The organism is Vibrio sp. Vb0888, assembly GCF_033338835.1.
GTDB lineage: Bacteria > Pseudomonadota > Gammaproteobacteria > Enterobacterales > Vibrionaceae > Vibrio > Vibrio alginolyticus.
In genome coordinates, this window is the sequence record NZ_JAWOTL010000001.1 from 596,263 (window position 1) to 620,433 (window position 24,171).

Genomic DNA, 24,171 nt, shown 5'->3' on the forward strand with positions numbered 1-24,171 from the left:
ACGCCAATGTGATGCCAGCCACTCATACTAAAGATGAACTGCATAGGTTTCTCAAACCGGGAATGAAGCTTTCTACTAATTTCGAATTTGGGCCTAAGGATCAATATACGTATTCCACCACCTATCTGGGGATGAAAGAAAATGCTTATTTGATTCTTGATATACCAATGCGTTTGCTTGAAGAGCAAGTGATGAGAAAACTCCCCAACGCCGATGTCATCGTGCGTGGTGTATCAGATACGGAGTTAGGCCATGTCATTGCGTTTAAGTCCAGCGTGCTGACGACGACCGTTCGACCATCCCCCCTTTTGTTTATCCGCATTCCAGGAACATTTGCAACCAAACCAGTTCGGGAACATGAGCGTTACAAGTTGCAAATGGACTGTAACGTTATTCATGCAGGGAATGTCTACGACGGTAGCCTTATCGATTTCTCTCTAGCAGGTGTTGGTATATCAACCTTGATTGAGCCCGAATTCAACGTGGGTGAGAGTGTTACCATCGAATGCCCGTTAAGCCACTATATCGGAGAAGAAAATCGATGTGTCATTGCCAACATTAAGAAATTGGTGAAGGGATGGGTAGTTGGAATTAAGTTTGCTAGTTCCATTGAGATGACTCACGAACTAAAAACAGAGTTACTGGAGCAATCCTTTCTAACCAGTAACGTCTGAACTTACTGCTCGCTAAAGCGCGTCGCCTCAAAGCTGTTGAGTATTCTGTGAACCGTATAGGTCACAAGCAGCGTCGCAACAATAGCAAACAAAATACTGCTCACGCGATACAGCGCACTGAACATTAAGTCACCATCCGGAGTAAGGTATTGGCCGAAAAGAATACCTAACGTGGTTAAGCCGCCAAATCCGGCTCCCGAACCGCTAGACTCTTTCACGTGCATATAACTGAACATCATAGCCCCAATCCAAAGCAATGGGACGATAAACAATAAGGTATCCGACCAATCGTATAATACAAGTTGTCCGACAATACCAAAGGTCACCCCCATCAAGGTCCCCATTGCTCTTTTTCGCGCATACCCTAAAGCACCGTTCCAATGCATAGGAAACAATAAAAGTAAGGTTGTCGCCTGAGCAGACATAGAGTCACTGAGGTCAAATAGCTGGAATACAAGGAAAGACATTGTAGCGATACTCGCCCCCATAAGGGCTTCATGACGCATTCGATGACTCTGTTTAGGCTGCGACGGTTTCGCTGGTGGCTGACGAGGTTCCGCATCGGGAATCAAAAATGTCACCACATAAGCAACGATCACTGAAATAACATTCGCTTGCAGATTGCTAAATATTAGGTCATTTAAGTCAGTGGTTGGATAACTCGCAAAATGCAGCATGATGCTTAAGCTCAGTACGCTGTTCGCTCCAAATAAGAACAAGCTCCCTTTTGACATACAGGCGAATTTATACAGAAACAACCCGAATGCAATGATTGTCATCATGCCAGGGTGCCCACCAAATAACCCACCAAGAACACCAACTTCTAATCCACACACAACCGCTGAAAAAATCAGTTGTCGTGCGGCATGTAGACTCATGACTGGCACCATTCCAAGTAACAGCATCGGGGTTACAGTAAAGAATACGCCATAGTTCCAACCAAATACTTTACATAAAGTGAAACCAATGGTCGCACCAGTTGCAATGCGCAAACACTGACGGAAGTCGTTTTCCGACATGGGGTGGTCCCATAACTTCATATCGCCTCCTCGTTAATAAATATAATGAAGAAGACTCAAGAATTGGATCTGGCACCTCGCTAACCAGCCAGATAATGCGTTTTCTGGCAACAACTGCACGGTTGCTCGTGCCCCTGCTGGAAATGCGCGCTGCTGAGGTTCATCGATAGCTAAATGTAAACGTAAGCGCTGCGCGTCTCTCACCCAACGGTTTGAGTCAGTTGGTGTTGCTAAGCGACCATCCGCATCGAATTGACCCGAGCTGACCCCGGCATCCACACTCGTAATACGAGCTTCAAATACATCACCAGGCAAGCTATCAAAAGCCACTAACGCACGGCTGTTCTGATTAAAGTGTCGTAAACTCTTTTCACGAAAGTCGGCAATGATATCCACGTCATCGGAGACTAAAGCGACAAGAGGTGTACCAGCTGCCGCATAGGCCCCCGTCTCCAGCTGCAAGTTAGCGACAACGCCATCATGTTCCGCCGAGACTTGAGTGTAAGACAGATTAAGTTCCGCTTGTTTTAGCTGGTTTTGCGCTACGCGGATATTCACATTCGTCGCGCCTAAATCACCGCGGTTTACTTCCAACTCTTTTAAACGAGCACGTGCGGCCAGTAAGTTCGCTTTAGCTGCCGTTGCACTGCTCTGTGCGTCATCGCGCTGTTGTTGCGAAGTACCATTACGGTGAAACAGGGTATTAAGACGTTTTGCTTCGCGAACTTTTTGTTCCGCCACGATTTTGCTCGCTTCAACGTCTGCTTTTGCCGCAGCAATAGAAGCATCAAGTTGTTCGTTGTTTTGAATCACACGCTCAAGGTTAAGTTGAGCCTTTTCTACGGCGAGCTGATAAGGCTGGGAATCAATCTGAAATAGTAGATCGCCTTGGCTTATTTCTTGGTTGTTGGCAACATAAAGATGTGTAATCTGCCCACTCACACGGGGGGCCACTTTAGTTACCACACGCGTTGCCATTGCCTGAGGCGTCAACGGCATGGCGAGATCTGCAACTAGAAAATAGGCAAAGACAAGGACAAACGCGACGCAAGAATATTTGATCCAACGTGCGAATTTTTGATCTGGAGTCATAGGCGTTTACTTCTCTTTTTATTCGGTTTTCTGACTTATTCGCTAAGTGAATCAAGCGCATTGTGAGCAATCTGATCAAGAATCAATGAAAGCTGCTGAAGTTCCTGGTCGTTGATGTCCGTTAGGAGCTTGCTTCGAACTTGAAGAATTCGAGCCTCCATTTGCTTTAGTAGGGTTTTCCCCTCTTCTGTGAGGCTAACAATACGTGCTCGCTTATCGTGTTCACAGCAATGGCGAGTGATCAGAGATTGCTCTTCTAATAATTTTAATGTTCGCATCAACGACGCTAACTCGATCTCAAGCGCTTCAGCCAAATGCTTCTGACTGATGTTGTCACCCATTCGATAAAGCTTCCATAACGCAGTCCAACGCGGATACGTTAGGTTTAAAGGCTCTAACTCTCGATCTGCAACCATTTTCCACAAACGAGCAACACGAGATAATTTTTCAGCCAGAGAAAGGTCTCGCAAACTGTTGATGTCTTGAATCATAAGATCTACTCAATTACTTAGCGTGCTAAGCAATATAAAATAGTTAGCACGCTAAGTAAATATCTTTTTGTGATTGAAATCACGTTGGGTGTGTCAGTGAAGGGGGGAGAAATCTAAGTAATACAACACTATGTTTGAATTTGAAATGCTGCGATGTACACAACAAACGTCGAGACCAATAAAGTCTGAAAAGTCTGATTTGTATAAGAGTAAAAGGGGCAGATACAAAAAAGCACAACCCACAGTCATGGTGTTGTGCTTTTCAGATAATGAATAATTGGGTTATCCCGTAGTGAGCCAATTCCTTATGTTCGCTCAACTAAGAACCGCTGCTTAAAATCCACAAATGCTTCATGGAGCGCATTTTCTTTAATCGGCTTGAGAAGCACGTAATTCGCACCCGATTCCATAAAGGCGTCACTGGTTTCTTTCGCGGTGTCAGCAGTACACGCATAAATTGGCGTGCCTAGTTTTAGCTTTTGTCGGATCTCTTTGGTCGTTTCAATTCCACCAAGATGCGGAAGTTGGTTGTCCATCAGTATCAAATCGTAAGTATGATCTTTTAAGAATTCCATTGCTTCTAACCCATCTTTCGCCCAATCAACCTGCATTTTGTACTTGTTACAAAACGCTTTTAGAATGAATGCGTTAGTATGGTTATCCTCTACCAACAACACTTTGAGACTCTCTGCAAATAGTTCACCTGGCTTAACTCGCAAACTCGAATCAAGAGGGGTGAGTACTCGCTCACGATCTTTCACTGGCATTGTAATGACAAAAGTCGTTCCTAAGCCTTTCTGACTGCGGACTTGAACATCACCTTCCAGCATGTCGACGAGGCTCTTCACAATGGTCAGCCCTAAGCCACTGCCGCCGTATTCTCGAGTCGTTGTTGCTTCTTCTTGAACAAAAGGTTCGAACATTTGGTCGAGTTTGTCAGACTCGATGCCGATACCTGTATCCGAAATTTCCACGACCAGCACGCTATTGTCAGCGCCATAGAACTGCTCAAGTTCAGCATGCAAGCGCACGCTACCCGAGGGCGTAAACTTCACAGAATTACTGACTAGGTTGAATAAAATTTGGTTCAGACGAACTTGGTCAGTAAAGATTTCAACATTGGGATCTATTTTGTTTTCAATGACAAGGTTGACGCCTTTACTTTCACAAATAGGACGATAAATGTTTTCTAACGTTCGAATTGTATCAGTGAAAGAAAACGGGTGCTTTTGGATATTAAACTTACCCTGCTCAATCTTCGAAAAGTCCAAAATATCATTCAAAACAGCAAGTAAGTGCTCACCACTATGTCGAAGTACGTCAATTTGGTTATTCTGCTCTTCTGTTTCCACAGAGTCTTTTAGCAATTGAGCAACCCCTAAAATTCCATTGATTGGCGTTCGGATCTCATGGCTCATTTTAGCCAGAAAGTCGGCACGGGCTTGAGCAGATTTTTCTGCTTCTTTGCGCGCCAAGTTACTCTGTTTTTCCGCCTCAATAAGCGTGGTTATATCCTGACCTTGAACAATAATACCGCTAATATCTCCATCAACTCGAATCGGCGATAAGTTCCAGCGATATACTTTGTCTCCAATTGGCACATTAACGCCTGTCAACGTAGCTCCCTGAGCCGCCATGCGAAGGTGTGGCATCAACTTTTCTTTGAAACCTTTGAACACTGGGTGCATGGTTTCAACATCGTTTTCCATGACTAACTCTTTGCGTGCTGCCGGATTGATTTGGACAAGCACACCCGATTCAGACCACACCATAATAGGAGATAACGCAAAGTTAAACAGGTCGCGGAAAGAGCGCTTTTGTGCTTCAAGCTCTTCAAAAGTGTTTTCTAGTGTCGAACCAATATGATCGAATTCCTCAATATCTGACCCCTCAAAACGCTCAAATCCTTTTTCTTCACGAGCCGAGCGGGTATATGCCATCAGGGATCCTAACTCTTCAACTACTCGATTCTCGATCCATTCTTTAGTCATCAGCGCAATCATGACCATACCGATAACTGAGGCTAGCATTGCTAGCAGGTGTTGGATTTGCAATGTCACCACGCTCTGATTGTCTTGCACAGTAAGCAAGCACAAGTCAGTCTCGGCGGCATTTACCTCAATAGGGGTTTTGATGATCAATAATTGGTCAAGCTTGTGCTGGGACTCTCGTCGTTTGAGTACGTCAAATATTTGATAAGCCTCATCTCCTACTAATGAGCTTGCCAATGGTGTGTTGTTAGCGACCAACACAACATTGTCGACGTTGCCTTCATTTTTTAACCTTTCCATCAACCCAAAGTTATTATCTAAAACAACAACATTGTAAGAGTACCCCATCACTTCACCGGTTTTAGGTTGTAAAACGGGTACACGACGAAGTAACAGATGGCGAGTTCCCATCGGGGTCTGTGAGGGTAGATAATACCAGTTGTTGCTAAAGGTCACTTGACTGGCAAGTCGGCTAAGTATCAGGTTGTTGATGCCATAGAAATGCGCGTTGCCATCGTCCCAAATAATACCTTGATGATCGGTTAGGAAACGAAACTCTGGTGTATGGGAAGGATCACTCTGGTCAATACTCATGAAAAAGTAATTGAGTGCCTCTTCATCACGTTCTGTATAAAAATCCAATACAACATCACTTTTCGAATTGCTGTTGTGATGAATCTGAATCGCTGCAAAATGGCTATCAAAAATGTTCAGGATCAGGGCAGAGGTCTGCTGCTTGGTTCGGTCGACTTCCTGCCAAATAATCTGCTTCGAGAAGTAATAACTCTGAACAAAGATGCCTAGAATGATCGGAGCAAGTACGAGAATAATTATTTTGGTAATAAGCGTCGACAGTGAGCGACGCTTTCTTGTTTTTGATGTAGTTGTCATCAATTATCTGAGTATCTAAATGCACGTTTTCTTAATGCTTCAATTCTTTCTGGAGAGTCCGATTTGGTAACGACTTCAAAATCACCAGAGTAAACGGTGGGAACTGGCTTTCCTTCTAAATCCCACTTAATGGCCTCAGCCATTGCAATACCTGTATCATCGTTCATACGCATAACGGTAACGTCTAACTCCCCTTTAGAAAGCGCCTCTAACTCTGCTGAACCGCCGCCCCAACCATTGATCATGACATCATCACGACCTAACTCTTTAAGAGCGTCAACAGCACCTAATGCTACATCGGTAGAACACGCGTAAATGAAGTCAACGTTCGGATACTTCTCCAAACTGGCTTTTGCAGCTTCATACCCAGATTGCTTTGTTGCTTTGGTGTAGTAAGCAGATTGTAGTTCAAATTGATTATCGCGGTTCACTTGGTTGATAAAAGTGTTGCCTCTGATGTCACTAATGTAGCCCTCTGAGAAGTAGAGAACACTATAGTGGCTATGTTTAGGGAAACGCTTGCCAAACTCAACGGCCAATTCACGACTTCCTTCTGCGTGGTCGAAACCAACATAAAGAAACGGCTGATGATGTTCCCAATCCCTAACAGGTGTGGTGATATTTTGTAAAATTAACTTGGTTTTCTTTGAATCTAAGACATGCTCAACAAACTTACGATGTCTTGTGGTATCTAGAGTAAAGATCAAGTAATCGGAGTTGCTTTTCAGCGCCTCCATTAAAGACAAACTTTGCTGCTTTATATCTGCATTAGGACGAGTAAACACTTGATTTAGTTGATAGTCGATATCAAGCTTATCTAGGCGTTTTTCAAACGCATCGATGTTTCGAATCCAATAATCAGAGATCTGCTGCCCTGGATAAACAACAGAAATTTTCAGTGGACGCTTTTTGTCTTTTGCTACGGGTACAGGGGTTTCTCTTACCACTTCAGCCAACGCACTAGTTAACTGCTTCTGTTGTGGAAACTGGTCTAAAAACTCTTGATATGCCCAATACCCATTAAGAACTTGGGTGGCCTGCACATTCGGCGCAAAAGCGGCCATTGAAATCAGGGAGAATACTAACGCTTTTTTCATCTACTGCTCTTTTAGCTTTTTTATGAGCCTAATTCAGCTCTATTCATTACCTAGCCGAGTCATCCTATACTCTTGTAATCTACCTTCCTCTTAGTGCCTGTTTCAATAGTAAATTGGTTCTTGGTCTGAGTGGATGCAAATAAAGTACATTGAGTCGCTTCCTTTGTCTCGATAACGTAGAGACATTTCGCGCTTTTCATATTCAGGACCTTTAAACAGAACACCAGCCCATTATGCGTCAGTTTATTCCTACATGGTACTCCAAAAACAAAAAGAAACCGCCAATGTGACATAGGCGGTTTCCGTGTATCTTTGCGTAGCAAGGGCTTATCAGAGTGCCACTATCTCTAACATCATTTGTTGATGTTCGTCGACGACAATATTTGCTTTTGACATAACGAGCAGCTCTTTTTTCGCTTTAGTTAGTTGCTTAATATAGTACTCTGCTCGCATGGCAAGCGTCTTTGAGTCAAAATCCGATGACCATTCCAATACCAAAGGGCCTTTTCCCTTCAAAGCTTTCGCTCCTTTTCCGGTTTGGTGCTGATTGAATCTTCGTTCAACATCATTGGTAACACCACAATACAACGCGTTGCGGTTATTTCGTATCAGATAGACACTCCAACGCTGCGTTGTATTTTCCATCATGAAAGCAGTGACTCAACCTTAGCTTTTAATTCATCCAGCTCTTCTTTCAGCTGAGCGACTTCGAGCTCTAGCTGACTTACTCGATCGGAGCTCGAGCTTGCAGCAGACACAGGCGCTGCAAGTTCGGACGCATCAACATCACCACAGAACAAATGCATATAACGCGACTCCCGCTTACCAGCCTCACGTGGTAATTTGACCACTAATGGTCCTTTCTCTTCGCTTGCTAAATGCTCAAGGACCGTTTCCACTTCTTTTACATCATGAAATGTCGCGAGACGATTAGTACGAGTACGAATTTCCCCAGGTGTTTGAGCACCGCGCAAAAGCATACAGCATACAATGCCCTTCTCCTGCTCTGTCAGCTTTAAATCACCAAATTCCGTATTACAGAAACGGTGTTGATACTTGCTGACGCGGCTGTTGAACGCACTTTCGTCACTGACGAGCCTGCGCTCAATAAGAGCATCAACGGCATCGAGAACGTCTGACTCAGAGAGTGACATCACGGGATCACGGTTGCTTTTTTGATTACACGCGTTGGTTAATGCGTTTAGGCTGAGGGGGTAAAGATCTGGGGTAGTGACTTCTTTTTCGATCAAGCAACCAATAACTCGTGCTTCAATTGCCGTTAGCTCAACTTTCATAATGCATTTCCTTATTATTTTTGCATTTGACTTTGTACCTAAATCGCTTCGAAATCATACGCCATAAATTCACACAGCAGTGCAAGAAGCGTTAGCGGTTCAGGTGTTGGTGTCAGGCTAAAGCATAGCGTAAGACCTGACACCCCTTACGAATAGGGTCAGGTATCAATGCTCCGAGAGAATCGGCACTCTCGTCAAATTGCCATCTTGGTCGACCATCATTATTTTTGAACGATTAAGCTCAACTTCGATGATTTCGAGTTGCTCGCGAGCGTTGATATACGCCGTTTTTAACTTTTCAGCCACAGAGCGAGTGACTTGCTCATTATCTTGACTATTTACTTGCTCCGCAGTGTTACCAGAGTCCATATCAAGTTCATCATTTTGCATTCAATGGTGTTGATAATATAGTGAAGGCCACGTTATGACAATGAATCGATGGATTCTACGATGTTGGCCAAAACTCGAAGAAAGCAGCACGATTATATGTACACAGCGCAATTGGTTGAGAAATGTTCAACTCTGCATTGCTATTGATCTAAAGACTGTTATGCCACTGGATGTTGTGCTTTAATCGAGGAAGATATTCATAAAATTAGGAAAGAGAACTATGAGTAGCGTATTTGAAATCGTTAACCAAGCTCGTCGTAAAAACAAACTAAAACGTGAGCTTCTTGATAACGAGAAGAAAGTTCGTGATAACCGCAAACGTGTTGATCTTCTAGAAAACCTTCTAGACTACATCAAACCAGAAATGACTCACGATGAAATCGTCGCAATCATCAAAAATATGAAAGCAGACTATGAAGATCGTGTTGATGACCACATCATTAAAAGCGCTGAGATCTCTAAAGCACGTCGTGACATCAGCCGTCGCATTCGTGAGCTGACTGAAGAAGACAAGCAAACTAGCGGCAAAAAATAAACGCGTAAGCTAGATTTTCGAACCCCGAGCAAGAATATCTTCCTCGGGGTTTATTTTTGTCTCTAAACTAACCGCCGTGTACAATCAATCTAACTCTTATTCCTAACGCATTCAGCTTTCTATGTCTTCAACTACGACAAGTACACAACCAACGCTTGCAAAACAATTATTTACAATGACCTGGCCAATGCTTTTTGGCGTTCTGTCTTTAATGAGCTTTCAGCTTGTGGATAGCGCGTTTATCGGTCAGCTCGGCGTTTTACCGTTAGCCGCTCAAGGTTTCACTCTGCCTTTGCAAATGGTCATTATCGGCATTCAAGTCGGTCTAGGGATCGCAACGACAGCGGTCATTTCTAAAGCTCTTGGGGCGAATGAAAGTCGGTATGCCAAACAACTTGGCGGATTGGTATTGATGATCGGCTCAATTGGTGTCGCTATTTTTGGCGGGCTAATTTGGCTTTTGCGCTACCCCATTTTAGCTCTATTAAGCGCTCCAGAATCTGTTATGCCGATAATCGACAGTTACTGGCCTTGGTGGTTATTAAGCTCATGGACTGGTGCGGTTTTGTATTTTTACTACAGTATCTGCCGAGCTAATGGCAATACAATGTTACCTGGCACAATGATGATGATAACCAGCGGCGTGAACCTTGTACTCGATCCGCTATTTATTTTCACGTTTGACTTGGGTATTAACGGAGCGGCAATAGCAACCATCGTCGCTTTTGGGTTTGGTATTTTAGTCGTAGCTCCTCGCGTGAAGAAGAATCACTGGGCAACGACACAATGGCAAGATCTTAACATAGCCAAAAGTGTTGCATCTATCGGTAACATTATGGGCCCTGCGATGATTAGCCAACTGCTGCCACCGTTGTCTTCCATGCTAGCAACAAAATTATTGGCAAGCTTTGGAACCGCAGCAGTCGCCGCTTGGGCGCTTGGTTCACGCTATGAGTTCTTTGCTATCGTTTCGGTCTTGGCGCTGACAATGTCTATGCCTCCAATGGTTGGACGCTTACTTGGAGCAAAGAACTATGAAGATATCCAAAGGCTCGTCAGTATTGCTGTAAAATTCATTCTAGGTTTCCAACTTTTGATTGCTGCCATTACATTTGCCGTCGCAAACCCACTCGCATTATTGATGACAAGTGATGTGCAAGTGGAGCAAGTCTTGGAAATGCATTTACTGATAGTGCCGATCAGTTTGGGTTCATTAGGGGTTTGTATGCTAATGGTTTCTCTTTGTAATGCATTAGGCAAATCTTACACCGCGCTCACCATTTCAGCGCTGCGCTTGTTTGTCTTTTTCCTACCGTGCTTGTGGGTTGGCGCTCAAATGGATGGAATCCGAGGTTTACTCTTAGGCGCTTGTATCGGCAACCTGTTAGCTGGTGTTTCCGCATACCTAACCTATCGCCAAACCATACGCAAACTCGCAGGCGCTCAAGCCAACGCACAACAGTGAATAATCAGAACTAAGCCCCTGAAGTGGGGCTTTATCGTTTTGACGCCTTGTCTAAGTTGAAATGTTAGCTAGGCGAGTTTTAATTCACTAAAGAGCTCAAATAACTGGTTCGATTTATACGGCTTAGGTAAATAAGCATCCATGCCTGCCGCAAAACAGTTGTGGATGTCTTCTTCCAAAACACTCGCAGTGAGTGCGATAATCATCGTTTTTTCACGTCCTGCTTTCTTTTCCCAACGACGAATTTCTTTCGTCGCGGTCAGTCCATCCATCACGGGCATCATGCAGTCCATTAAAATTGCATCGAATTCTTCTCCCTTTGTGATGGCTTCTAACGCTTCTTGACCGTTGCTTGTTATCAAATAGTCATAACCTGCTTTATCCAGAAAAAAACTCGCTATTTTCTGGTTCATCAAATTATCCTCCGCAATTAAGATCCTCCGATGAGAGCGCGACGCTCGATATTCAGATCTGACAACATTATTGGTGACATTGTCACTTGATATAGTCTTTTCAACCTTAGCTAAATCATCAATGACATGCTTAAATCGATTGCCAAGGAAAGGTAATGTGAGTACGGCATGTACTTTTTCTGCATTTTCGTAGGGAGTGGATAAATGATGCTGGCAAATAATCACACGGCGAAGATCGTAATTAAATGATAGATTATCCAAGATTTCATCGGTATTAGCGTCGTTACTGTGGCACAGAAATATGACATCAAAGTCATCATTTATCGCTTGCACTTCATTCACATTATTAACACCAAAGAGATTGATTTTCGCTAAGCGACACTCTTTTAATACTTGGTCGGCGTAGTCGTAATTTGAGCAGATCAAAAGCCCTTTATTAATCACCTCCGAACGCCAGCCAAACACCGGAATTGCTTCAACCTCAATCGAGAATTCAAAGCATGTGCCCACTCCTTTTGTAGATGTTGCTACGAGCTTGCCCCCCATCATCGACACAAGCTGACAACAAATTGCCAAACCCAACCCTGTACCGCCAAATTGCCTCGACACTCCTTCATCTTCCTGAGTAAAGGGTTCAAAAATCGTGGTTAACTTATCTTGATCAATGCCTATTCCGGTATCTTCTACTTTAAACGTCAGCACTCCACGTTCTTTCTCAAGTAACTCCTCATAACTAACATCAACGCATACATGCCCACTTTCGGTAAACTTAACCGCATTCGATACCAGATTCGTAACTACCTGTTTGACACGATGATCATCGACCATCACGCGAATGGGGATATTTTCAGCTAAATTAATACCTAACTTTAGCTGTTTAGATGTTGCTTTGGATTGGAATAAAATCATCGACTGATACACGACTTCTCGGATATCCGCTTCTACTAGTGACAGCTCCAATCGTCCAGACTCGATTTTAGAGAGATCCAATATATCGTTAAGTAAAGTAAGCAGTGTTTGAGATGAGGAGTCAATGTCATCAACAACTTCTTGTTGATGCGAAGACAACTCACTTTGAGAGAGTATTTCTGTCATGCCCATGATCCCGTTAAGGGGCGTGCGTATTTCATGTGACATGTTGGCAAGAAACACAGATTTTGCACGATTAGCCGATACTGCTGACTCTTTTGCATGCAGTATTTCTTCAGTTTGTCTCTGCATTTCTTCAACCACTCGATTCACTTGCTGAGCAAAAATGGTCAGTTCATCACTTCCATCAACTTTGACTTTTGTTTGCTTCTCTTCGGAGTTGATCAACGCGTTTAAAGTGTGAATGATCGCATCGAGTTTGCTGTTAACTCGGAACCAAGTACTAAATCCGAGCCAACAAAGCAGGATAACCACTAAGGCAACGCCAAAACTGATCACCGCTATATTGGCCTTTTGTTCATGAACCTGCGTGAGAAGCGACTGCTCAGTTTGTTTGGTGAACCCATCAATGAGCACTTGTAAGCGCTGCACACGAAAATCGAGTTCTTTTAAATATGCGGCGTAGTCACTTTGTGACATGTCTCCTGACATTAATTGTCCGCGAGACGCCAAGTTTCTCTGATATCTCGGCGAAGTAAACAAGCCAAGCAATTTATCCACTTGCTCGTATGACCCACCTAAGTTTAAAAACGCATCCAAATTTTGCTGCTGTCGGTCAATCGCCTGATAAAACATACTTTGACTTAGCCGACTCTCAGGGTCTTGGACTAAACGGTTCGTCAGCCAAGCTTCTTTCTGTGTCCAAAAAGAGAGCTGAGCAAGGTAGGCAATAAAATTTTGCATGCGAATGCCGTCGTCATTGCCATACCATTGATGATTTTGCAACAAAGAGCGCGACATATTTTGGAGCTGTTGAAATGCCCAATCACCCAGGTCGTCCATCTCACTCAATCTACCTGACAATACCCCCAGCATGGCTTCTTTCAGTTCATCAGCATACTCAGCAGTATTAGGGTTACTCACAAACTTTTGATGCAAAGAAGAAATAACTTCACCTTGTTCTTCAATATTAATGGCTGCAGAGACTTGAAGATCAGGCTGTCGGCGTACTTTCTCTATGGAGTAAATAAAGTGGGAGGCCTTGGATATCAATTGGAAACCTTGAATATTGCTAACCGTTTGATTGAGACGGCTCACGCGCAACGCATTATCAGAAAACTGCTGAACTGCAAATACCACGATTACCACAGCGGGTAATAGTGCGAGGAGTGCTAAGCGTGTTTTTATTGATAATCTCAACATCCATCAGCCTAATGGTTGATTTCATCCGTTTATTTAATATTAGACTAGTTTCTGGCATTGAAAGGCATATACGACATTGTTACTTTCAAACAACATTCACCTACCTAGATTATGGTTATTGTGAGTGTTTTATCATCGGCTAATGAAGTGGCAATTGTGATTCAAGTCATATTTTTTGATCTTAAAGTTGGATGCAAACAATAAAGTTTCACTCACAACTAAGAGTCGCATCACTTTTCAGGAAATCATCTATTGTATGTTTACCTATTGAGTTGCCTTATCGAGTTAAATCACACAAAAATGCAAAATATCCATTTTTGTCAACAAAACTAATTTGAAAGCAAACGTTATCATCGCAAAAAAAGTAAGTTACTTTCTAAATGTCAATACGTGAAAACCACTGCTTTAGTCACATTAATCCACCACTAACGTCCCCTTAAGTAGTGTTTTACACTGGATTTAATTTTCCTAGCAGAATAAGGACTCCGACCTTAGAATCCGCACACACAACTATTACAACCCGATTACATAACCCACCACACTCTTGCACGCTGCCGAAGAGGCAACAGCAGAGAGTATGGTTAGCCCCCAAAACGTGAAAGGTCTAATACAACAATGAGTCCAGAGAAATATCTCCAAGACTGGCAAACTAGCCAAACGATTGCTGAATCTATTTCCCCTCTAATTGGTAAGCTATATCGTCAAAAAGGAATCGAAGTGGTTCTGTTTGGTAAAACGCTTATTAATGCTACTACTATAGACATTCTCAAAACTCATCGCGTTGCAAGACGTTATACCGGTAACCCACTTTCGCTTGAGCACACGATGCCTATTATTCAAGCGCTTTGTGAAATGAGCATTTCTTCATGCCGTGTCGATGTTGGCCAATTGGCAACTATGTACTGGAATGAACATGACGATACAAGCTCTCTAAACGATTTCCTTATCACTGCACTTGATGGTGCTCGCGACGCAGATTCTTCATTGAAAGCGCGTGATGTGGTTCTTTACGGGTTCGGTCGCATTGGTCGACTACTTACTCGCCTTCTCATTGAGAAAAGTGGTCCAGGTTACCCACTAAGACTACGTGCGATTGTGGTTCGTGGCGGTAAAAAAGGCGATTTGGAGAAGCGTGCTAGCTTGCTGCGTCGTGACTCAGTTCACGGTCAGTTCAACGGTAGCATTGTTATCGATGAAGAGCGTAAAGCACTGATCGTTAACGGCAACTACATCCAAATCATCTACGCAAATAACCCAAGCGAAGTGGATTACTCAGCTTTCGGTATCAATAACGCGCTAGTTGTTGATAACACAGGTGTTTGGCGTGATTCTGAAGGCCTGAGCCAACACTTAGCGTGTCAAGGCGCAGAGAAAGTACTGCTAACAGCACCAGGTAAAGGTGACATCAAAAACGTTGTATTCGGTGTAAATGAGTCGGTAATTAAAGAAGATGACACCATCATCTCTGCGGCAAGCTGTACAACAAATGCAATCACGCCAGTCCTTAAGGCTCTGAACGATAAATATGGTGTTCTTTCTGGCCATATTGAAACCGTGCACTCATACACAAACGACCAAAATTTGATCGACAACTTCCACTCTGGTGACCGTCGCGGACGTAGTGCTTCACTAAACATGGTTCTGACTTCAACAGGTGCGGCAAAAGCAGTTGCTAAAGCATTGCCAGAGCTTGCAGGCAAGCTAACAGGCAACGCGATTCGCGTACCGACACCAAACGTTTCTATGGCAGTCGCTAATCTAAACTTAGGTGAAGACGTAGACCGTGATTCACTGAACGATTACTTGCGTGAAATGGCGTTGAACTCTGAGCTTTCGGCACAGATTGACTACACCGATTCAACAGAAATTGTATCAACTGACTTGGTTGGTTCTCGTCATGCAGGCGTCGTAGATGGTCAAGCGACTATCGCACAAGACAAGCGTTGTGTACTTTACATCTGGTACGACAACGAATTCGGTTACAGCTGCCAAGTTGTGCACTGTATGGAACAAATGATGGGTGTTCGTTACCAAACATTCCCTCGATAGGTGAACTTTGCTCCACAACGTTAACCACATAGCGTAGCGGACAATATCTCATATTTGTTCTAAATAATAAGCGCCATGCGCATTACTAATATTTTTCCCCGTTTATACGCCTGATCACCCTCAGGCGTTTTTTCGTTTCATTCATTTGACACTCTCCGGACAAAGTGAACGTCAGCATTCATGTTTTGTTCATGTTCACAGCATTAATCTGAGCACATAAATTACAGAGAGGTCATGATTATGAATCGGATTATTGTAACTGCACTAGCACTGATTACCGGTTTTTTTACGTTAGTATTTAGCTTGATCATTGCGATTCCGTTGACCATCGCAGCATTAATTACCGGTAAACGTATTGAAAAGCGCGTCAAGAAAATGCAGAGAGAAATGCACGAAGAGTATGAGTTTAATACAGGTAAAGCAGATGCGATTGAAGGTGAATTTGAAGAGGTTCGCCGGTAAGTAAATAAGATTTAGATGAGTTTCTCTCCCCCGACCGCTCCTGAGAAACTTCTTGCTTTCACCCTGTCCTTAAAATGGCAGGGTGCTTTTTTGAAAAGCACAATATTGAATAAGCACCTAGCGGTTTATTGCTTTATCTTTTTGTTGTAGGAGGCTGTGTAACCAGCCTCCCATAAATCACCATCGACACCAGAGTATGGGTTGGATTCTTTCGGAGCGCCGCTTAGGCAAGCATCTTTGCCTTCCTTCTTAATTTCATCGATGTGATTTAAAACAAAGTCAAAGTGTTTAGGATCAGCCTTTTGTAGTAACCCGTACAAAAGGCCAAAGCCAAGCATCGTAAATACAAACAGTTCAAAAAACACCCAAATGCTCTTTGTTGAAAAGAATATCCAAGCAACGCTGCAAACACTGGTCAAAATTACTACTGGAGCTAAATCTACTATTCTTTGCATATTGCTCTCACCTTCTAAACGGTCATGAAGTCTCTACCCCTTTCATAGGGTAAGTAAGAGGAAAGTCCGTTTATATCCAATAAAGCACTCTCGACTTAATATGCGACACTGTTAGTATTAACGTTAAGTGGCTATCGTTCTCATTATAACAATGCGTTGGAAAGTAGCTTTCACAGCAAATGAGAATATGAACCAAAGTAACACTATTGATAATATTCATTTTAGCAACGTTTAGCGTCAGAATTACGTAAATTGTGTAAGGGTTACTGAGAGTAGACAAAAAAGCAGCCACACGGGCTGCTTTTAGTATTTCTGTCTTGCGAGCTTGTCTATACCGTTACGACCACTCTAAGAGCCAGCAGCATGAGTACTACTCCTGACAAACGATCAATCAACACTGCCTTAGAGCGAATTCTGTCAACGACTTTAGAGCTCGATAGCACTAGGGTAATAAAGGTGTACCAAAGCCCATCCACAACAAACGGCGTGGCAACAATGATCATCTGATTACTCAAATCATTACCGAGCGCGACAAACTGACTGAATAATGCGATAAAAAACAAAGCAATTTTGGGACTTAAAATCGAGATAAAAAAGCCTTCTCGCGCAGACTGGATTACCGTTGTTTCCTCACCTGACTCCAACTTCGCAGCCACACCACCTTTTGAACGCAAAGCATTAAACCCTAAATACGCAAGATATGCCGCACCCACAAGGCTAATCGTCTTGAACAGCATCGGGCTTTGCTGCAAAACAACAGCGAGCCCAATCAAGGTAATAAACGCATATATACCAATGCCAAACGCATGAGCCCAAGCCGTAGCTAATCCATTGATACGTCCACCAGCCAACGAGTGCTTAGCGACAATAGCTAAGCTGGGACCTGGTGACATAGCCCCTAATAAACACACGGTAAAAAGTGATAACCAAACTGTTAGTGTCATAAGAATCTCCCCTCTTTGAAGCTCACTCTATCAACGGAAGAGGTATAATTAGAAATCAAAGTTATTCATACTAATCATGACTTAAAGTCATAGCTAAACGGTGTACGTATTAGCGAATGGAATATTCAGAGATTTGCATTACTGAGCGAATCTCTTCTCGCACCCATTTATGCGCAGGATCCGTGTCGTATTTGGGGTGCCACATTAACCAATATTGATGAATAGGTGTTTCGAGTGGTAATGCTTTATGGGTTAAGTCCCAATGCTTAGCGAGGTTAACGGCAATATGTTCAGGAGCCACCATCAGGTGCTCACTTGCAACTAAGCGATTGATCGCAGCAGAGAAGAATGGAACCTTAAAGGTAACGTGGCGGGTGTGCCCTAGCTCTTTCAATGCTAAATCAGTGTAGGAATCTTTGTCTCCGCCGCCAGTCACTTTGATGTGTGAATATGAAATCAAGTCTTCAATACTGATCTGGTCCTGCTTTGCTAACGGATGAGAAGATTTCATCAAACAAACTGATGAATCCTCACCAATTTTAACGCTCGACACACTCTGTGGTTTTTCTGGATACATAGAAGACGCGATATGGATGCCCGTCTCATGAAGTTTATCAAGAAAGTTGGGTTGCCACAGTCGGTACGCCATATCTAACTGTGGCGCTTGTTCACCCAAGTGAGAGGCAATATCGGGCAATACGTATTGCGCCACGTAGTCACTAGAAGCAATAACAAGCTCACCTTGCCACTGCCGCGGCTCAAAAGGTTGGTCATCGAGTAAATGGTCAAACTCAGCCAGTAATGCATCAAGCTTTGATTTTAACGCTATTGCTCGTGGCGTTGGTATCAGTTGATTACCTTGACGAATAAGCAGTGGGTCACCACACAGATCGCGCAATTGTGCAAGCTGTCGACTGACGGCAGACTGCGTAATGTGCAAACGGTCTGCGGTCCGGCTGACATGACACTCCTCTAAAAGTACATGCAAGGATCTAAGTAGATTCAAATTAATGTTGTTTAACATATTCGCTCAGAAGGGTTTTCAACATGGCATCCATTCATGGTCACTTCACAAACAGGTTCCCAGTCGTGTTAAAGAATTCAGCTAAGACGGTATGAGTCATCAGGTTTCGAAGCTCTGGATATCGTTGAATTTGATCTCTGATTTCGTTCAAGCGAGCCATCGTAGGCACTTCGACAAAAACCATCATGTCCGTCTCACCGCTGATCGCATGACACCATTTTACGCCATCAATTTTGTATAACTCGTCCGCGTATGATTCGCAATAATACGTAGAGGTTGATTTATCGAACTTTAAGGCAAAATAGGCGCAAATCGAATCCCCACCCGAAGGCGCAATTTCAGCGTGATACCCTAGAATCACTTTGTCATGCTCTAGCTTACGAATACGGGCCGTTACCGCAGAACGAGAAAGGTTTACTTTATCCGCAATTTCAGTCACCGACAGCCGAGCGTTGTGCCTGAGCAGATCCACAATCTTATGATCAAACTTGTCCATACCGTTACCAAGCTTTCCTTATTTTTCTCATTCTATACCGATTCTAACTGCATAAGAAACCAACATTTTGTTGGAATTATTTAAAACAACCGTCATATTGACGGTTTAGTAAATCATTTTGTTATTAACATTTTGGATATGCTATTTGGTGGGCATGAGATGAGTGCTGTTATCCATTTCAACAGAAAATAGATAACACATTGAAATCAAATTCCCAACTTAAGTACTCAGCACATAAATAGCATCGCTTAAACACATAAAACGAAATAACCAGAAGCCACAAGCTTTTTCGTAATAAGCCTCATAACATTGGATGAATCAATTCGCATGGAAGAGCTCAAAAAAGACATTTCACTCACATCAGGTATCGCACAGTTATCCACCACATTAATGGGAACGGGGCTGTTTATGATCCCGGCTATCGCAGCAGGTATAGCTGGCCATTTTTCACTATGGGCTTGGATTTTATTGTTCATCGCGATTTGTCCTATTGCGCTGACTTTTGCTCAACTGGGTAAACGATACCCCAACGCGGGCGGAACAGCCTTTTTTGTACGCAAAGCCTTTAACGCCAAACTGGAAAGTAGTGTCGCTTGGCTATTTGTTAGTGTCATTCCGGTAGGGGTTCCGGCCGCGATTGCACTCGCCGCAGGCTTCCTACAACAAATATTGCCAGAGCCTATTAGCAACAATCTGTTTGCACAAGTTCTCACGGTAGTACTTCTTGTGTTCGTCAACTTGATGGGCACAAAATCATCAGGTCATTTACAAACTCTTATTGCTTTGAGTGTCTTCGCACTTGTTGGCGCATTTTTATGGAAAGGCGACGTTAACAACGCCGATCTTGTGATGCCCGCCATCACACAAGAGTCAATTTGGCCTATTACCGCAGCGTTAGGCGTGATGTTCTGGTGTTTTGTTGGCATAGAGGCTTTTGCCCATATGGGGGAAGAGTTCAAAAACCCTCAAAGAGATTTCCCTATTGCCATTGTGGTCGGTTGTTTTGTAGCAGGGGCTACCTATTGGGCATGCTCTGTCGTTATTTTAAAATTTGGCGCGTATGGTAACGCTCAATTTGATAACGCATCCATCCCCTGGCTTAGTGCCCAACTACTAGGCGATGGAGCCAAATGGATAATCAGCTTGATAGGTTTCTCCGCTTGTTTCGCGAGCGTTAACTTATACACACAGAGCCTAGCGCGAATGGTCTGGGCTCAAGCTCGTGAACATCGTCCTTCTAGTCCACTAGCCAAGATTTCACGTCGTGGTGTCCCTTTCTCAGCCACCATATTAGTTGGCGGCATATTATTGATATCTTGTGTGATAGGAACCCTATCACAGCTCGATCTGGAGTTTTTCCTAAAACTCGCAAACAGTGTATTCGTTCTGGTTTACATGTTGGCGATGTTAGCCGCTTTCAAATTGCTTCGAGGATTTGGTAAAACACTTGCGGGACTGTCCCTACTGCTTTGTACCGGTGTTTTTATATGTTTAGGCTGGTCAATGTTTTATGCACTTGGCATTTTTACTCTACTTTTACTGCCTTGGAAACAGTGGCGACATAAGCGACAAACACGTGTAGTTGAATAGTCATCGCTTCCCATTTCGAAATATGTGAGCTAAACGTTGGATACCAGCGTCTATGTTCTCTAACGCGATATTGCCGTAACCAAGCACGGCACCATGCCAGTGACGTGCTTGAAAATCTGGGTATTCATAATAGCTCAAAGGTCGCAAGATGATCCCTTCATGCTCTGCTAGTTTCGTAAAACGCTGCTCATCCATACCGTCTTGCCATTTCAACGTAATATGAAGCCCCGCCGCTTGGCTAACGACGCAAACACGGTCGCCAAAATGCTGTTGAATGGATAAATGCATCTGTTCATGCTTAGTTTTGTACAGTCGACGCATTTTTCGAATATGACGTAATAACCCACCTTCAGTAATAAAATCTGCCAATGCTTCTTGTGTATGCGTCGACGAATCACCACTTAACGCATCCTTAACCACCAAACATTGCTCTACTAAACGTTCAGGAGCTACAAGGTAGCCAAGCCGCAATCCGTTAAACATCACTTTACTGAAGGAACCCACATACAACACACGCTCATCTCGACCCATTTGAGCCGCTAGCCCCTGTAAGCTGGTATAGGGACGATGAGCAAACTGGAATTCGCTGTCATAATCGTCTTCGATGATCCAACGTGACTGTTCGACTGCCCAGTTGATGATCTTCCCTCTTTGCTCAGTATTGAGTGTGGTGCCCATCGGATATTGATTGCTTGGGGTGATATACAGGGCATCGGCATCGCTTGTGGTCACCGCTTCCACATCAAAACCTAATGTCTCTCTTACGAACAAAGGCTCAAATTGATAGTTTTGGAACTGAATCAACTTCCGCATTTGCGCGTAACCTGGTTGCTCCATCAGAACCTTATCACCTTGTTTGAGCACTACCATCGTCGCAATTGACAACGCTTGCTGCGCCCCAGAGGTAATAATAATGCGCTCTGGAGAACAATTCACTGAACGGCTTGATGCGAGGTAGTCAGCTAAAGCACAGCGCAATGCCCAACTACCCTGAATATCTTGATTCCCCAACAAGCAAGTACGAGACATATGGCGAGTGAGTAACTTTTGCCATTGCGCCATCGGAAATGCGTCCAAATCCGGCACACCCGGTGCAAATGCGCGGTTGATATCAAAGTGAGCTTTCGGTGATGAGTCTCTCTGAACTGAACTAGGTTCAGGCAAGTACTGCTCTGGCAGTTCTACGGCAACATAAAAACCAGAACCTTTTTGGCTGTTCAAGTACCCTTCCGCCACTAACTGTTCGTAGGCAGAAATCACGGTATTCCTACTTAGATTAAGCTCTTGTGAAAGCTTCCGCGTAGAAGGCAGCTTCCCATTCTTCACCCACAGTCCTTGAACAATTTTCTTGCGAATAGCAAAAAACAACGCTTGCTGACGCGTTCCATCACTGTCTTTTAAATGCAGGTCACCGATATCAATCAAAGACAAACTGGATCCATCCATTAGTTAAAAGTGGCTCTCTTTAAGCTACCAGTTAAACGCTACATTGCAATCAAAGAATGAGGATCAATCGCTCGTAATCGTGAGCAAACAAGGAGAGAAAATGCTATCCAACACCAATAGAACGGAAATTAAGAAAGGCGCACATAAAGCCGTCTCTGATGTTAGCAAACTGCACGCCATCATAGATGAAAGCCTAATCGCTCATATTGCGATAACCAACGAGTCAGGCCCTGTGGTCATCCCTATGCTGGCATGGCGTGTCGATGATTACGTGTATATCCATGGTGCCAACAACAGTCGACTATTACGCTCACTCAAACAAGGAGTGCAAACGTGCTTAACCTTTACTTTGTTTGATGGTTGGGTATTGGCTCGAAGTGCGTTTCACCACAGTGCGCATTATCGCAGTGTTGTGGTCTTTGGCCAGTTTGAGATGGTGGAAGATAACCAAGAGAAAGACAGGTTGCTGAATCACTTTATTGAACAGATCGCTCCGGGGAGAACAGAACAAGTCCGTTTGAGTAATGAAAAAGAACTCAAAGCCACCATGCTGCTGCGTATTCCACTCCTAGAAGCATCAGTGAAAATCAGCAATTTTGGCGTCAACGACGATGCGGAAGACATGGACATCCCTGTTTGGGCAGGTGTCCTACCCTACCGAACCGTCGTAGGTCCGCTGCAAGCTTGTGACGATTTGTATGAAGGTATCGCAGAGCCAGACTACCGCAGTGCCTACTCTAACCGTTGGCAGGAATAAGCACCGTAAAACGTGCGCCGCCTAAGTGACTCTCGCCGACAGAAAGCTCCCACCCCAGTTGCCGCGCTGCACTGGTAGCAATGGCAAGCCCTAAACCAAAGCCTTTCATGTCGGCGTTGCGGCTTTTGTCTAAGCGCGAAAATGGCATAAATACTTCTTCTCGCATCGCCTCAGGGATGCCCGGACCATCGTCCTCAATATCGATGCTCCAGCAATCCGCTACCGTTCGAATCGTCACCTCAACGCAGGACTCACCATAACGCTTGGCGTTTTGCAGTAAATTATCGAGGACAAGGTTACCCAAAGTAGGCTGAAAGTGAATCAATTGGTTCGCGAGTTTATTTTCTGCTCTCAACATGGCGGACTCTAAGCCTAGGTAATTCATGCGGCTTTTACACCAAAGTGGCAGTTCCATGGTTTCAACAGAATCGATCCATGAGTGGTTTTTCACACTCAAGCGAGACAGCATGACAATGTCGGACGTTAAATCCGTCACGACATCAACGTATCGTTCAATATCGTCATGTAACTCTGCCTGCATTTCACCACTCGTGCGTCGAGCTAAATCCGTCGCTAGCTGAATACGACTCAGCGGAGTGCGCACTTCATGAGGAATAGCTTGAGTAAAGATGTGTGTTTGGCGCACTCGTCTCTCAATCTCTTCAGACATGCAGTTGAAGCCTTGGGCGAGCTCTTTCACGGGTTGCGAAAATTGCTTTAGCTCGACTCGCGTATTCAACTCACCAGAACCAAATTGTTGTTGCGCAGCCGTTAGTTGCCGAATTTGGCGGTCAAGACGTCGTACAGGTATGTAAACCATAATGCCTAAACTGCATACAACAACCAAAAGTAGAGTAAGTATAAATACAATCTCAGAATCTTCATTCCAATCAACGTGTGGGCTAAAGAAATCCGTTTTTTCTTTGAAAACTAAACTCTTCGAAGTGTTAGGCAAAGGGAATACCGCAGCATAGGTACTGCCATCAATAAGATAAACAGGTATCCCTTGCATACGGTACAGCAGATTACAATCTCGACAAGGCGGTGATCCGTCCCAGTTTTCAACCAATGTTAAATCAAAGATAAAGAAATCTTGCTTGCCGTTTTCGGTTAACTTCTTGTAGAGAGAATCCGGAGTGCCTCGTTGCTCAATGTATTGATCGACAAAATAAGCACCGTCACTCAAAAAAACACCGACTTCTGTTTTGCGCATGTACTCTTCCCCCATAAAGAGAAACAAAGCAACAGTCAGCGCAAGGCCAGTTACTAACCCCACATATAGACGAGTAAACAGGGAAAACAT

Annotated in this window: 22 protein-coding genes; 7 read left to right on the forward strand and 15 right to left on the reverse strand. The window is 43.8% G+C overall.

What is annotated here, in order from left to right; translation table 11 throughout:
* The first annotated feature begins 11 nt into the window (after positions 1–11).
* Complete coding sequence (locus tag R7P72_RS02535) at positions 12–674, forward strand: flagellar brake protein (RefSeq protein WP_005373585.1); 663 nt, start codon at positions 12–14, stop codon at positions 672–674.
* A 2-nt stretch (positions 675–676) separates the two neighbouring features.
* Here R7P72_RS02535 and R7P72_RS02540 read toward each other — a convergent pair whose 3' ends face one another.
* The 8 genes from R7P72_RS02540 to R7P72_RS02575 all read right to left on the reverse strand — a co-directional run bounded on the left by R7P72_RS02540 (position 677) and on the right by R7P72_RS02575 (position 8,919).
* Entirely contained in the window at positions 677–1,714 is a 1,038-nt protein-coding gene (locus R7P72_RS02540) for a DUF2955 domain-containing protein (protein WP_017635179.1), read from the reverse strand.
* A gap of 12 nt (positions 1,715–1,726) precedes the next feature.
* Complete coding sequence (locus R7P72_RS02545) at positions 1,727–2,785, reverse strand: HlyD family secretion protein (RefSeq protein WP_054574591.1); 1,059 nt, start codon at positions 2,783–2,785, stop codon at positions 1,727–1,729.
* A gap of 35 nt (positions 2,786–2,820) precedes the next feature.
* The gene (gene slyA, locus R7P72_RS02550; protein WP_005373589.1) at positions 2,821–3,276 is read right to left on the reverse strand and encodes a transcriptional regulator SlyA; all 456 of its coding nucleotides are present in this window, start codon (positions 3,274–3,276) and stop codon (positions 2,821–2,823) included.
* Positions 3,277–3,581: 305 nt separating this feature from the next.
* On the reverse strand, positions 3,582–6,158 hold the full coding sequence (luxQ, locus tag R7P72_RS02555) for a quorum-sensing autoinducer 2 sensor kinase/phosphatase LuxQ (RefSeq protein ID WP_005373590.1): 2,577 nt from the start codon (positions 6,156–6,158) through the stop codon (positions 3,582–3,584).
* Positions 6,158–7,255 carry an autoinducer 2-binding periplasmic protein LuxP gene (locus tag R7P72_RS02560; protein WP_005373591.1) on the reverse strand — a complete coding sequence of 366 codons (1,098 nt, stop codon included), beginning with the start codon at positions 7,253–7,255 and terminating at the stop codon, positions 6,158–6,160. Before R7P72_RS02560 ends, luxQ begins: the two co-directional genes overlap by 1 nt.
* Positions 7,256–7,585: 330 nt before the next feature.
* Complete coding sequence (locus tag R7P72_RS02565; RefSeq protein WP_005373593.1) at positions 7,586–7,903, reverse strand: GIY-YIG nuclease family protein; 318 nt, start codon at positions 7,901–7,903, stop codon at positions 7,586–7,588.
* The gene (locus R7P72_RS02570; RefSeq protein ID WP_005373594.1) at positions 7,900–8,550 is read right to left on the reverse strand and encodes a YceH family protein; all 651 of its coding nucleotides are present in this window, start codon (positions 8,548–8,550) and stop codon (positions 7,900–7,902) included. The genes R7P72_RS02565 and R7P72_RS02570 overlap by 4 nt, the downstream gene beginning before the upstream one ends.
* A 165-nt stretch (positions 8,551–8,715) precedes the next feature.
* Positions 8,716–8,919, reverse strand: coding sequence for a hypothetical protein (locus R7P72_RS02575; RefSeq protein WP_031777159.1), 204 nt, complete (start codon positions 8,917–8,919; stop codon positions 8,716–8,718).
* A 241-nt stretch (positions 8,920–9,160) separates the two neighbouring features.
* Here R7P72_RS02575 and R7P72_RS02580 point away from each other — a divergent pair, with 241 nt between their 5' ends.
* Together R7P72_RS02580 and R7P72_RS02585 are read left to right on the forward strand one after the other, a co-directional pair.
* Entirely contained in the window at positions 9,161–9,475 is a 315-nt protein-coding gene (locus R7P72_RS02580) for a DUF496 family protein (protein WP_005373603.1), read from the forward strand.
* A gap of 121 nt (positions 9,476–9,596) precedes the next feature.
* Positions 9,597–10,940: an MATE family efflux transporter gene (locus R7P72_RS02585; protein ID WP_005373604.1), complete on the forward strand. Its 1,344-nt coding sequence runs from the start codon at positions 9,597–9,599 to the stop codon at positions 10,938–10,940.
* 68 nt (positions 10,941–11,008) lie between these two features.
* On the opposite strand, the gene R7P72_RS02590 is transcribed toward R7P72_RS02585, so the two are convergent.
* Positions 11,009–13,645, reverse strand: coding sequence for an ATP-binding protein (locus tag R7P72_RS02590; RefSeq protein ID WP_213907149.1), 2,637 nt, complete (start codon positions 13,643–13,645; stop codon positions 11,009–11,011).
* Between the two features lie 615 nt (positions 13,646–14,260).
* Here R7P72_RS02590 and R7P72_RS02595 point away from each other — a divergent pair.
* Both R7P72_RS02595 and R7P72_RS02600 read left to right on the forward strand, forming a co-directional pair.
* Positions 14,261–15,694: a glyceraldehyde-3-phosphate dehydrogenase gene (locus R7P72_RS02595; protein ID WP_005373606.1), complete on the forward strand. Its 1,434-nt coding sequence runs from the start codon at positions 14,261–14,263 to the stop codon at positions 15,692–15,694.
* A gap of 240 nt (positions 15,695–15,934) precedes the next feature.
* Entirely contained in the window at positions 15,935–16,156 is a 222-nt protein-coding gene (locus R7P72_RS02600) for a hypothetical protein (protein WP_005373607.1), read from the forward strand.
* Positions 16,157–16,281: 125 nt separating this feature from the next.
* On the opposite strand, the gene R7P72_RS02605 is transcribed toward R7P72_RS02600, so the two are convergent.
* The 4 genes from R7P72_RS02605 to R7P72_RS02620 all read right to left on the reverse strand — a co-directional run bounded on the left by R7P72_RS02605 (position 16,282) and on the right by R7P72_RS02620 (position 19,075).
* Positions 16,282–16,611 carry a hypothetical protein gene (locus tag R7P72_RS02605; RefSeq protein WP_005373609.1) on the reverse strand — a complete coding sequence of 110 codons (330 nt, stop codon included), beginning with the start codon at positions 16,609–16,611 and terminating at the stop codon, positions 16,282–16,284.
* Between the two features lie 329 nt (positions 16,612–16,940).
* Entirely contained in the window at positions 16,941–17,555 is a 615-nt protein-coding gene (locus R7P72_RS02610; RefSeq protein ID WP_005373611.1) for a LysE family translocator, read from the reverse strand.
* A gap of 109 nt (positions 17,556–17,664) precedes the next feature.
* Positions 17,665–18,579 (reverse strand): LysR family transcriptional regulator, encoded by a 915-nt coding sequence (locus R7P72_RS02615; protein WP_017819875.1) that lies wholly within the window; start codon positions 18,577–18,579, stop codon positions 17,665–17,667.
* 40 nt (positions 18,580–18,619) lie between these two features.
* Positions 18,620–19,075 (reverse strand): Lrp/AsnC family transcriptional regulator, encoded by a 456-nt coding sequence (locus tag R7P72_RS02620; RefSeq protein WP_005373615.1) that lies wholly within the window; start codon positions 19,073–19,075, stop codon positions 18,620–18,622.
* 327 nt (positions 19,076–19,402) lie between these two features.
* On the opposite strand from R7P72_RS02620, the gene yjeH reads away from it, so the two are divergent.
* Positions 19,403–20,665 (forward strand): L-methionine/branched-chain amino acid transporter, encoded by a 1,263-nt coding sequence (yjeH, locus tag R7P72_RS02625; RefSeq protein WP_005373616.1) that lies wholly within the window; start codon positions 19,403–19,405, stop codon positions 20,663–20,665.
* Here yjeH and R7P72_RS02630 read toward each other — a convergent pair whose 3' ends face one another.
* Complete coding sequence (locus R7P72_RS02630; RefSeq protein WP_318110373.1) at positions 20,666–22,111, reverse strand: PLP-dependent aminotransferase family protein; 1,446 nt, start codon at positions 22,109–22,111, stop codon at positions 20,666–20,668.
* Between the two features lie 100 nt (positions 22,112–22,211).
* Between R7P72_RS02630 and R7P72_RS02635 the strand changes: the two genes are divergently transcribed.
* Complete coding sequence (locus R7P72_RS02635) at positions 22,212–22,868, forward strand: pyridoxamine 5'-phosphate oxidase family protein (protein WP_005373620.1); 657 nt, start codon at positions 22,212–22,214, stop codon at positions 22,866–22,868.
* Here the strand turns inward: R7P72_RS02635 and R7P72_RS02640 are convergent.
* Positions 22,849–24,171 carry an ATP-binding protein gene (locus tag R7P72_RS02640; protein WP_005373622.1) on the reverse strand — a complete coding sequence of 441 codons (1,323 nt, stop codon included), beginning with the start codon at positions 24,169–24,171 and terminating at the stop codon, positions 22,849–22,851. The two genes, R7P72_RS02635 and R7P72_RS02640, sit on opposite strands and share 20 nt — an antisense overlap.

What these genes read in the sequence shown, in the direction of transcription:
- R7P72_RS02535 (WP_005373585.1), top strand. Translation starts at nt 12, where the DNA reads ATGCCAGCCACTCATACTAAAGATGAACTGCATAGGTTTCTCAAACCG.
- R7P72_RS02540 (WP_017635179.1), bottom strand. Translation starts at nt 1,714, where the DNA reads ATGAAGTTATGGGACCACCCCATGTCGGAAAACGACTTCCGTCAGTGT.
- R7P72_RS02545 (WP_054574591.1), bottom strand. Translation starts at nt 2,785, where the DNA reads ATGACTCCAGATCAAAAATTCGCACGTTGGATCAAATATTCTTGCGTC.
- slyA (WP_005373589.1), bottom strand. Translation starts at nt 3,276, where the DNA reads ATGATTCAAGACATCAACAGTTTGCGAGACCTTTCTCTGGCTGAAAAA.
- luxQ (WP_005373590.1), bottom strand. Translation starts at nt 6,158, where the DNA reads ATGACAACTACATCAAAAACAAGAAAGCGTCGCTCACTGTCGACGCTT.
- R7P72_RS02560 (WP_005373591.1), bottom strand. Translation starts at nt 7,255, where the DNA reads ATGAAAAAAGCGTTAGTATTCTCCCTGATTTCAATGGCCGCTTTTGCG.
- R7P72_RS02565 (WP_005373593.1), bottom strand. Translation starts at nt 7,903, where the DNA reads ATGATGGAAAATACAACGCAGCGTTGGAGTGTCTATCTGATACGAAAT.
- R7P72_RS02570 (WP_005373594.1), bottom strand. Translation starts at nt 8,550, where the DNA reads ATGAAAGTTGAGCTAACGGCAATTGAAGCACGAGTTATTGGTTGCTTG.
- R7P72_RS02575 (WP_031777159.1), bottom strand. Translation starts at nt 8,919, where the DNA reads ATGGACTCTGGTAACACTGCGGAGCAAGTAAATAGTCAAGATAATGAG.
- R7P72_RS02580 (WP_005373603.1), top strand. Translation starts at nt 9,161, where the DNA reads ATGAGTAGCGTATTTGAAATCGTTAACCAAGCTCGTCGTAAAAACAAA.
- R7P72_RS02585 (WP_005373604.1), top strand. Translation starts at nt 9,597, where the DNA reads ATGTCTTCAACTACGACAAGTACACAACCAACGCTTGCAAAACAATTA.
- R7P72_RS02590 (WP_213907149.1), bottom strand. Translation starts at nt 13,645, where the DNA reads ATGTTGAGATTATCAATAAAAACACGCTTAGCACTCCTCGCACTATTA.
- R7P72_RS02595 (WP_005373606.1), top strand. Translation starts at nt 14,261, where the DNA reads ATGAGTCCAGAGAAATATCTCCAAGACTGGCAAACTAGCCAAACGATT.
- R7P72_RS02600 (WP_005373607.1), top strand. Translation starts at nt 15,935, where the DNA reads ATGAATCGGATTATTGTAACTGCACTAGCACTGATTACCGGTTTTTTT.
- R7P72_RS02605 (WP_005373609.1), bottom strand. Translation starts at nt 16,611, where the DNA reads ATGCAAAGAATAGTAGATTTAGCTCCAGTAGTAATTTTGACCAGTGTT.
- R7P72_RS02610 (WP_005373611.1), bottom strand. Translation starts at nt 17,555, where the DNA reads ATGACACTAACAGTTTGGTTATCACTTTTTACCGTGTGTTTATTAGGG.
- R7P72_RS02615 (WP_017819875.1), bottom strand. Translation starts at nt 18,579, where the DNA reads ATGTTAAACAACATTAATTTGAATCTACTTAGATCCTTGCATGTACTT.
- R7P72_RS02620 (WP_005373615.1), bottom strand. Translation starts at nt 19,075, where the DNA reads ATGGACAAGTTTGATCATAAGATTGTGGATCTGCTCAGGCACAACGCT.
- yjeH (WP_005373616.1), top strand. Translation starts at nt 19,403, where the DNA reads ATGGAAGAGCTCAAAAAAGACATTTCACTCACATCAGGTATCGCACAG.
- R7P72_RS02630 (WP_318110373.1), bottom strand. Translation starts at nt 22,111, where the DNA reads ATGGATGGATCCAGTTTGTCTTTGATTGATATCGGTGACCTGCATTTA.
- R7P72_RS02635 (WP_005373620.1), top strand. Translation starts at nt 22,212, where the DNA reads ATGCTATCCAACACCAATAGAACGGAAATTAAGAAAGGCGCACATAAA.
- R7P72_RS02640 (WP_005373622.1), bottom strand. Translation starts at nt 24,171, where the DNA reads ATGTTTTCCCTGTTTACTCGTCTATATGTGGGGTTAGTAACTGGCCTT.